This window comes from Catenibacterium sp. co_0103, assembly GCF_004168205.1.
In the GTDB taxonomy this organism is placed as follows: domain Bacteria; phylum Bacillota_I; class Bacilli_A; order Erysipelotrichales; family Coprobacillaceae; genus Catenibacterium; species Catenibacterium mitsuoka_A.
In genome coordinates this window covers 1-8241 of sequence record NZ_RCYB01000083.1, presented here as the reverse complement: position 1 = coordinate 8241, position 8241 = coordinate 1, and the positions used below count along the sequence as shown (strand labels likewise).

Below are 8241 nucleotides of genomic sequence, written 5' to 3'. Positions count from 1 at the left end.
GCATAAAAGCAAAGCCAGGAGTTCATACCCCTGACTTTTTCAAAGCTTGAGTAAACCCCAAGTCTATTTAGTTACTCCTTTTTAACTGGTTTAGATTGTGCTAAAATAGTATCGGTCATTATAATTACTGGGAGGATTATATATGATTAAAAATCAATCTGATACTGCAAATATATTACGAGAAAGAAGTAAACTCAATAAGCGCTTGGCTTATGAAGGTTTACTTGTTGGTATCGTGTCAGGTGCTGTCTGTATCGTTTATCGTCTTGTTTTATCAAATGCAGAATCTATTTATTTTACTATAAGGGACTTTGTCGCACATAACGTGTCTTGTTGGCCTTTGTGGATCATTGGCCTTATTGTATTAGGTCTTATTATTTCAATCTTTTTAAAGTGGGAACCTATGATTGGAGGCTCTGGTATTCCACAGCTAGAAGCAGAAGTACAGGGACGTATTGATGAATGCTGGTGGAGAGTCTTACTTGCGAAATTCTGTGCAGGTGCACTTGCACTTGTAGGCGGCTTATCATTAGGGAGAGAAGGTCCAAGTATCCAGCTTGGTGGTATGATTGGCAAAGCTCTTGCGAAAAAAGGCAAACGTGTAAAAACTGAAGAACGTTATTTAATGACAGCAGGTGCTGCAGCAGGCTTATCAGCCGCATTCAATGCACCTCTTGCAGGTATCATGTTTGCTTTGGAAGAAGTTCATAAGAACTTCTCTACAAGTGCACTTGTTTCTGTGATGATTGCATCTATTACTGCGGATTTCTTAAGTAGAAATATCTTTGGTTTATCACCTACTTTAGCTTTCTCAATCAAAGAAACATTCCCTTTGAAGAACTATATCTGGGTTATTATTCTTGGTATTGTCGCTGGCGTATTAGGTGCTTTCTATAATAAGGTTACAATGGGAACTATTAAACTTTATAAGAAAACGCCATTCTTGAAAAAACATCAAAGAGTCATTATACCTTTGGTGTTATCTGGAATTTTAGGATTTTATTGTCCACTTGTCATGGGTGGAGGACATAAACTTGTAGAATATCTCAATGAACCAAATCTTGTTTTATCTACTCTTGTCTTATTATTTATATTAAAATTACTTATTTCGTGTGTTTCATTTGGATCAGGTGCTGCTGGAGGAATCTTCTTCCCACTACTCATTCTTGGAAGTCTCATTGGTGCAAGTGTAGGTAAGATTGCTATTATGTGTGGCGTTCCTTCTGAGTATTTTATGAACTTCATTATTATGGCAATGGCTGCTTACTTTAGTGCTATTGTAAGAGCACCGATTACTGGTATTGTGCTTATTGCGGAAATGAGTGGAACTTTAAAGATGCTTCTACCAATTTCACTTGTGTCATTTGTTTCATATTATGTGGCCAATCTTTTACATAGTGAACCGATTTATGAAAGTCTTTTAACGAATCTTTTAAACAATCAGCCTTATCATTCTATGGATGAATATGCAGATAGTAAGGAACTCATTGGCTATACAGTTGGTTTTGGTTCAAATGCCTGTGATCACTATATTAAAGATTTACAACTTCCACGTCGTAGCTTAATTGTTTCCGTTATTCGTGGTGGAGAAGAAATTATTCCAAAAGGGGATACAAAGCTCATATCAGGAGACCGTATTATTGTCTTAGTAGATGCATTCCATCTTGATGAAACGAAGCTGATGTTGGAAAGTGTCTTCACAAGCTGATATTGACAAACATCATGATTTCATGTAGACTTTTAGTTGCGATGAAAAAGACAAGTAATTCATATGCGCTGGTTTAGAGAACTTATGGCTGGTGAAAATAAGAGCAGTAGTATGAATGAATACACTTTGGAGCTTCTAGATGCAAAGTCTAGACGGTGAGTACACCGTTATCAACAAGAGAGCATGTCTTTGACATGAATAAAGGTGGTAACGCGAGAATTCGTCCTTTGGATGGATTCTCTTTTATATTATAGGAGGAAATTATGACATTTTATGATGAATTAGTGTGGCGTGGCCTCATTAAAGATGTAAGTTCTGAAGACTTAAAAGACAAATTAAATGCAGGAGGAATGACATTCTATATTGGTACTGACCCAACTGGGGATTCATTACATATTGGACATTTCTCATCTTTCTTAATGTCTAAGAGATTAAAGGATGCTGGGCATCATCCAATTCTTTTAGTCGGTGGTGCAACTGGACAGATTGGGGATCCAAAGCCAACAACTGAAAGACCAATGATCACAAAAGAACAGGTACAGCATAACTTTGACTGCTTAAAGAAGCAGGCTGAAGATTTATTCGGTTTTGAAGTAGTTAATAACTTGGATTGGTCTAAGGATTTAAACTTCATTGACTGGTTAAGAGATTATGGTAAATATTTCAATATCAACTACATGTTATCTAAGGATATTATCAAGAGAAGATTAGATGAAGGTATTACTTTCACTGAATTCTCTTATATGATCATGCAGGCAATGGACTTCTATTACTTACATGAAAATAAAGGCTGTAACTTACAGGTTGCTGGCCAGGACCAGTGGGGTAATATCACTGCAGGTATTGAATTAATTAGAAAGAAGACTGGTGATGAAGCATATGGATTCACTATGCCTTTACTTACTAAGAGTGATGGTACTAAGTTTGGTAAATCAGAAGGAAATGCAATCTGGTTAGACAGAGAAAAGACTTCACCATATGAAATGTATCAGTTCTTCATCAACAGTGAAGATAGCAAGGTTATTGATTACTTAAAATACCTCACTTTCTTATCTAAAGAAGAAATTGAAGCATTAGAAGAATCAAATAAGAATGAACCACACTTAAGAAAAGCACATAAAGCCCTTGCGAAAGAAGTTATTACTTTCATTCATGGTGCAGATGCTTATGAAGAAGCTGTCAGCATTTCTGAAAAGTTATTCAGTGGTGATATCAAGAGCATGACTTATGAACAGGTTAAACAGTGCTTCAATGGTGTACCAAGTATTGATGTCACTGAAGATGAACAAATCTTAAATGTATTAGTAAAAGCAGGTGCTGCTTCTAGTAATCGTGAAGCAAGACAGTTCGTAAAAGGTGGAAGTGTTCTTGTAAATGGTGAAAAGGTCACTGATGAAAAGTTTGTTGTATCAAAAGACAATGCGTTTGGTGGTAAAGTGACTGTTATTAGAAGAGGTAAGAAGAAGTACTTCGTTATTAATCATATCTAAGCAGACAATAGTCTGCTTTTTTTAGGAAGGATGTGAGTAGATGGATGGTATTATTTTAATTAATAAACCACAGGGTATGACAAGTCATGATGTCGTTAATCGTGTGAGACGTATTATGCATACTAAAAAAGTAGGACATTGTGGGACTCTTGACCCTATGGCGACTGGTGTTTTAGTTATTGGTATTAATAAAGCCACTAAAGCAATGCAGTTTTTAATGAGTGAAGAAAAAGAATATCGTGCGACCCTTAAACTTGGCAGTGCGACAGATACATATGATGCTGAAGGGAAGGTTTTAGAAACCAAGCCTTTTACAGGTTATGAGAATCTAGAAGAAGTATTATCATCATTTAAAGGAGATTCCATGCAGAAGCCTCCAATGTATTCAGCTATTAAAATTAATGGTAAGAAGCTCTATGAATATGCCAGAGAAGGTATAGAAGTAGAAGTTCCAGAAAGACCAATTACTATTTATAAACTTGATTTAGTCGATGCACATGATGATGAAATAACAATAGATGTTAAGTGCTCTAAAGGAACATATATCCGCTCTTTATGTGTAGATATTGGAAAAGCCTTAGGTTATCCTGCTCATATGACTGCATTAGTAAGAAATCAGTCAGGTCATTTTACAATCGATCAGGCAGTGACACTCGAAGAACTAGAAGAAAACAATGGACCAGTGATATCGTTAGAAGAAGTATTTTCTTTCTATGATTCTATGGTCGTAGATGAAAGAATTGTCATGACTGGTCAGAAAATCAAGAGTGATAAAGATCATAATGTAGCTATTTATTCAAAAGAAGGTAAATTACTTGCGATATATGGACCAGATGGAAAAGGCAATTTGAAGAGCCTCAGGGGGCTTTTCTAATGAAGGTCATAAAAATGGAAGAGGTACATTTGACAGAACCTCTTTCTCTTGCGATTGGCTTTTTTGATGGATTACATTTAGGTCATATGTCTTTGATTAATGAGGTATTGAAATATAAGGCAGAAACAAAAACAGCTGTCATGAGCTTTGATGTGCATCCTTTATGTGTCTTAAAGGGTGAAAAGAGACAATCAATTATCACTTTAGAAGAGAAAAAAGAACTTCTAGAAGAAATGAGGATTGATTATTTGCTTGTAATTCATTTTACTAAGGAAGTGGCAGCATTAAGTCCACAGGTGTTTATTGATGAATACTTAAATAAGCTTCCTTTAAAAAGACTAGTATGTGGTTATGATTTCCATTTTGGAGCTCATAACAGTGGCAGCATAGAAGACTTAAAGAAACAGTCATTTGAACTTATTGTGAAAAACGCTGTTATGTATAATGAAACAGAAAAAGTATCATCTACTCTTATTAAGAAACTGATGGATCAGGGAATGATTGAAGAAGTCAATACTTTACTTGATCGACCTTATAAGGTAAAGGGTACTGTTATTCATGGAAAACAGAGAGGTCGTTTGATTGGTTTTCCTACATTGAATATTGATTATGGCATGAAATACTTACCTAAAAGAGGGGTATACGGCACAATTGTAGAAATCAATCATCAATATTATATAGGTATGGCAAATATTGGGATGAATCCTACATTCAATGATATCAATCGTCTTTCATTAGAAGTCAACGTCTTTGATTTTGATGAAGATGTGTATGGTAAAGAAGTAGAGGTTACTTTCTATTTATATAAGCGTGAAGAAACTGTTTTTAATGGATTAGAAGGACTAAAAACACAATTAACAGAAGACAGAAAATATTTAAGTCAGGTCATGAAAAAGTATTTGACTTTATATAAAAATAATGTAAAATAGTCATTGCAACAATGTCTAGGATATTTGTACCTCTTACATCTAGCTTGGATATTGCGAAGAATATAATTTAGGAGGAAAACATAATGTTAACTAAAGAAGAAAAAGCTAAGATCATGGCTGAATATGGTCGCGTAGAAAAGGATACTGGTTCTCCAGAAGTTCAGATCGCATTATTAACTGCTGATATCAACAAGTTAAATGGTCACTTCAAACAGCATCCAAAGGATAATCATTCTAACAGAGGTCTTTTAAAGAAGATCGGTAGAAGAAGAGATTTATTAAAGTATCTTAAGAATGAAGATCTTGACAGATATACAACTTTAACTGATAAGTTAGGATTAAGAAGATAAGAAAAAGCCCTATGGGGCTTTTTTTCATGTCTCTGTCAAATAATTGTTTGTGTAATAGTTGATTTATGATATAATTTTGAAGAATATGAGGTGAATTTATGGCAAAACAAATTTTTAGTATGGATTTCTATGGTAAGAAAATCCAGGTTGAAGTCGGTGAAATGGCTAAACAGGCAAACGGCTCTTGTTTAGTAAGATATGATGATACAGTCGTTCTTTCAACAGCATGTGCTGGGAAAGAACCAAAAGATGTAGATTTCTTCCCATTAACAGTAACTTATGAAGAAAAACTATATTCTGTAGGTAAGATTCCAGGTGGATTCTTAAAGCGTGAAGGCCGTCCTAGTGAACATGGTACATTAACTGCAAGAATGATTGACAGACCTATCCGTCCATTATTCGCAGATGGTTTCAGAAACGAAGTACAGGTTGTTAATACTGTACTATCAGTTGATCAGGAAGCTACTCCAGAAATGGCTGCAATGCTTGGCGCATCTATCGCTCTATGTATTTCTGATATTCCATTTAATGGTCCAATTGCAGGTGTAAATGTTGGTTTAATAGATGGTGAATTTACTGTCAACGCAGGACCTGAAGATATGGCTAGAAGTGAAATCAATCTTGAAGTAGCAGGTACAAAGGATGCTATTAACATGGTTGAAGCAGATGCAAAAGAAGTAGATGAAGAAACAATGTTGAATGCATTGATGTTCGGTCATGAAAAGATTAAGGAATTAATCGCTTTCCAGGAACAGATTGTAGAAGCTGTTGGTAAGGAAAAGATTGATGTTCCACTATTCGCATTAGATGAAAATATTGTGTCTAGCGTAGAAGCAATGGCTAAGGAAGAAATGATCAAGGCTATTTCTATTCCTGGTAAGCTTGAAAGATATGCTGCTATTGATGAATTAGATGCTAAGGTTGTAGAATCTTTTGAAGAAAAAGAATATGCAACTGTTGAAGAACATGATAAGACAATTAAACAGGTTAAGATGGTTCTTGGTGATCTTGAAAAAGAAGAAGTAAGACGTTTGATTACTGAAGAAAAGGTAAGACCTGATGGTCGTAAAGTAGATGAAGTACGTCCATTAGATGCACAGGTAGATTTATTGCCACGTGTACATGGTTCAGCTATGTTCACTCGTGGTGAAACTCAGGTATTATCTGCCTGCACACTTGGTGCATTAGGTGAAGTACAGAAGATTGATGGTCTTGGAATGGAAGACCAGAAACGTTTCATGCATCACTATAATTTCCCACCATATTGTGTAGGTGAAACAGGAAGAATGGGTTCTCCAGGTAGAAGAGAAATTGGTCATGGTGCTTTAGGTGAAAGAGCCTTAAGACAGGTTATTCCTTCTGAAACAGAATTCCCATATACAATCAGAGTTGTTGCTGAAGTATTAGAATCTAACGGTTCTTCTTCACAGGCTTCAATTTGTGCATCAACTATGGCTTTAATGGCTGCAGGTGTTCCAATTAGTAATCCAGTGGCTGGCGTCGCTATGGGTCTAGTTAAAAAAGGCGAAAACTATACAATCTTAACTGATATCCAGGGTATGGAAGACCATCTAGGTGATATGGATTTCAAGGTTGCAGGTACAAAGAACGGTATCTGTGCATTACAGATGGATATCAAGATTGATGGTATCACTAAAGAAATCTTACAGGAAGCATTAGCTCAGGCAAAGGTTGCAAGAGGACAAATCATGGACTGCATGATGTCAGCAATCAGTGAACCTAGAGATCACTTAAGCCCATATGCTCCTAAGGTTGCTATGATGAAGATTGAACCTGAACAGATTAAAGATGTAATCGGTAAGGGCGGAGATATGATCAATAAGATTATTGCTGAAAGTGATAATGTTAAGATCGATATTGATGATGAAGGTAACGTTACTATCTATCATTACTCTCAGGAAGCGATTGACCATGCAATGGGTATGATCAAGGATTTAACTAGAAAAGTTGAAGTAGGCGAAATCTTTGATGGTAAAGCTGTAAGAGTTGAAGAAAAGTATGCATTCATTGAATTATTCCCTGGTACAAATGGTTTCTTACATGTAAAAGATGTTGCTTGGGATAGAACAAATAAAGTCGGCGATGTAATCAAGCTTGGTGATACAGTAAAGGTTAAAGTAACTCAGATTACTGATAAGGGTGTGAATGTTTCTAGAAAAGCATTATTACCAAAACCAATCGTTAAACATGATGCACCTGCTGAGGAAAAGAAATAATGAAAATTATTCTTGCAAGTACTTCTCCTAGACGAAAAGAACTGCTTGAAAGAGAAGGCATTGATTTTATTATCGATGCCTCTTCTATTACTGAATATTTTGATTCTTCTCTAGAAATAGAAGAAAGACTTAAGAAACTCGCATATGATAAAGGTGTTTCTATTCATGAGAAATATCCTGATGATGTTGTAATCAGTGCGGATACAACAATCTATCATAATGGAAAGATTATTGGTAAAGCTCACAGTGCTCATGAAGCAAGAGAAATTCTTGAATCATTAAGTAGTGATACACATAGTGTGTTTACATCAGTGGCTGTATTCTATAAAGATCAGGTTTGTATATTTGTAGATGAAACAAAAGTTACATTTAAGAATATCAATGATATGATTGATGATTATCTTTCTATTGATGAATGGAAGGGTAAAGCTGGCGCTTATGCGATTCAGGGTGTTGCAGGGAAATTCATTGAAGAAGTGCAGGGAGATATTGATAATGTCATTGGGCTCCCAGTAAAGCATGTAATAGAAGTCATTGAAACTTTGACTAAGAAGCCATTATAGGCTTCTTTTTTAGCGTGTGCCGGGCATGGCACTAATTCAGTCGGAGATAGTCTGACCACAGGTATTTACCGCCAAGTGTAGTGAACCACA

7 protein-coding genes and 1 other annotated feature are annotated in these 8241 nt (G+C 35.7%); all 7 genes read left to right on the top strand.

Going from position 1 to position 8241, the window contains the following annotated elements:
- Nucleotides 1–142 precede the first annotated feature (142 nt).
- The 7 genes from EAI80_RS10615 (at nucleotide 143) to EAI80_RS10585 (ending at nucleotide 8151) form a co-directional block, all read left to right on the top strand.
- Nucleotides 143–1708: a ClC family H(+)/Cl(-) exchange transporter gene (locus tag EAI80_RS10615; RefSeq protein ID WP_129981996.1), complete on the top strand. Its 1566-nt coding sequence runs from the start codon at nucleotides 143–145 to the stop codon at nucleotides 1706–1708.
- Nucleotides 1709–1740: 32 nt separating this feature from the next.
- Nucleotides 1741–1939: a binding site (T-box leader), on the top strand.
- Between the two features lie 32 nt (nucleotides 1940–1971).
- On the top strand, nucleotides 1972–3198 hold the full coding sequence (gene tyrS, locus EAI80_RS10610) for a tyrosine--tRNA ligase (protein WP_117458083.1): 1227 nt from the start codon (nucleotides 1972–1974) through the stop codon (nucleotides 3196–3198).
- A gap of 40 nt (nucleotides 3199–3238) precedes the next feature.
- Entirely contained in the window at nucleotides 3239–4072 is an 834-nt protein-coding gene (gene truB, locus EAI80_RS10605) for a tRNA pseudouridine(55) synthase TruB (RefSeq protein ID WP_129981995.1), read from the top strand.
- On the top strand, nucleotides 4072–5001 hold the full coding sequence (gene ribF / locus EAI80_RS10600) for a riboflavin biosynthesis protein RibF (protein WP_129981994.1): 930 nt from the start codon (nucleotides 4072–4074) through the stop codon (nucleotides 4999–5001). The genes truB and ribF overlap by 1 nt, the downstream gene beginning before the upstream one ends.
- Before the next feature lie 83 nt (nucleotides 5002–5084).
- A complete protein-coding gene (rpsO, locus tag EAI80_RS10595; protein ID WP_129981993.1) occupies nucleotides 5085–5351 on the top strand; it encodes a 30S ribosomal protein S15 in 267 nt (88 codons plus the stop codon).
- A gap of 98 nt (nucleotides 5352–5449) precedes the next feature.
- On the top strand, nucleotides 5450–7588 hold the full coding sequence (gene pnp / locus EAI80_RS10590; RefSeq protein WP_129981992.1) for a polyribonucleotide nucleotidyltransferase: 2139 nt from the start codon (nucleotides 5450–5452) through the stop codon (nucleotides 7586–7588).
- Nucleotides 7588–8151, top strand: a complete 564-nt coding sequence (locus tag EAI80_RS10585) for a Maf family protein (RefSeq protein WP_129981991.1) — start codon at nucleotides 7588–7590, stop codon at nucleotides 8149–8151. Before pnp ends, EAI80_RS10585 begins: the two co-directional genes overlap by 1 nt.
- Nucleotides 8152–8241 lie beyond the last annotated feature (90 nt).

What these genes read in the sequence shown, in the direction of transcription:
- rpsO (WP_129981993.1), top strand. Translation starts at nt 5,085, where the DNA reads ATGTTAACTAAAGAAGAAAAAGCTAAGATCATGGCTGAATATGGTCGC.
- tyrS (WP_117458083.1), top strand. Translation starts at nt 1,972, where the DNA reads ATGACATTTTATGATGAATTAGTGTGGCGTGGCCTCATTAAAGATGTA.
- truB (WP_129981995.1), top strand. Translation starts at nt 3,239, where the DNA reads ATGGATGGTATTATTTTAATTAATAAACCACAGGGTATGACAAGTCAT.
- EAI80_RS10615 (WP_129981996.1), top strand. Translation starts at nt 143, where the DNA reads ATGATTAAAAATCAATCTGATACTGCAAATATATTACGAGAAAGAAGT.
- EAI80_RS10585 (WP_129981991.1), top strand. Translation starts at nt 7,588, where the DNA reads ATGAAAATTATTCTTGCAAGTACTTCTCCTAGACGAAAAGAACTGCTT.
- ribF (WP_129981994.1), top strand. Translation starts at nt 4,072, where the DNA reads ATGAAGGTCATAAAAATGGAAGAGGTACATTTGACAGAACCTCTTTCT.
- pnp (WP_129981992.1), top strand. Translation starts at nt 5,450, where the DNA reads ATGGCAAAACAAATTTTTAGTATGGATTTCTATGGTAAGAAAATCCAG.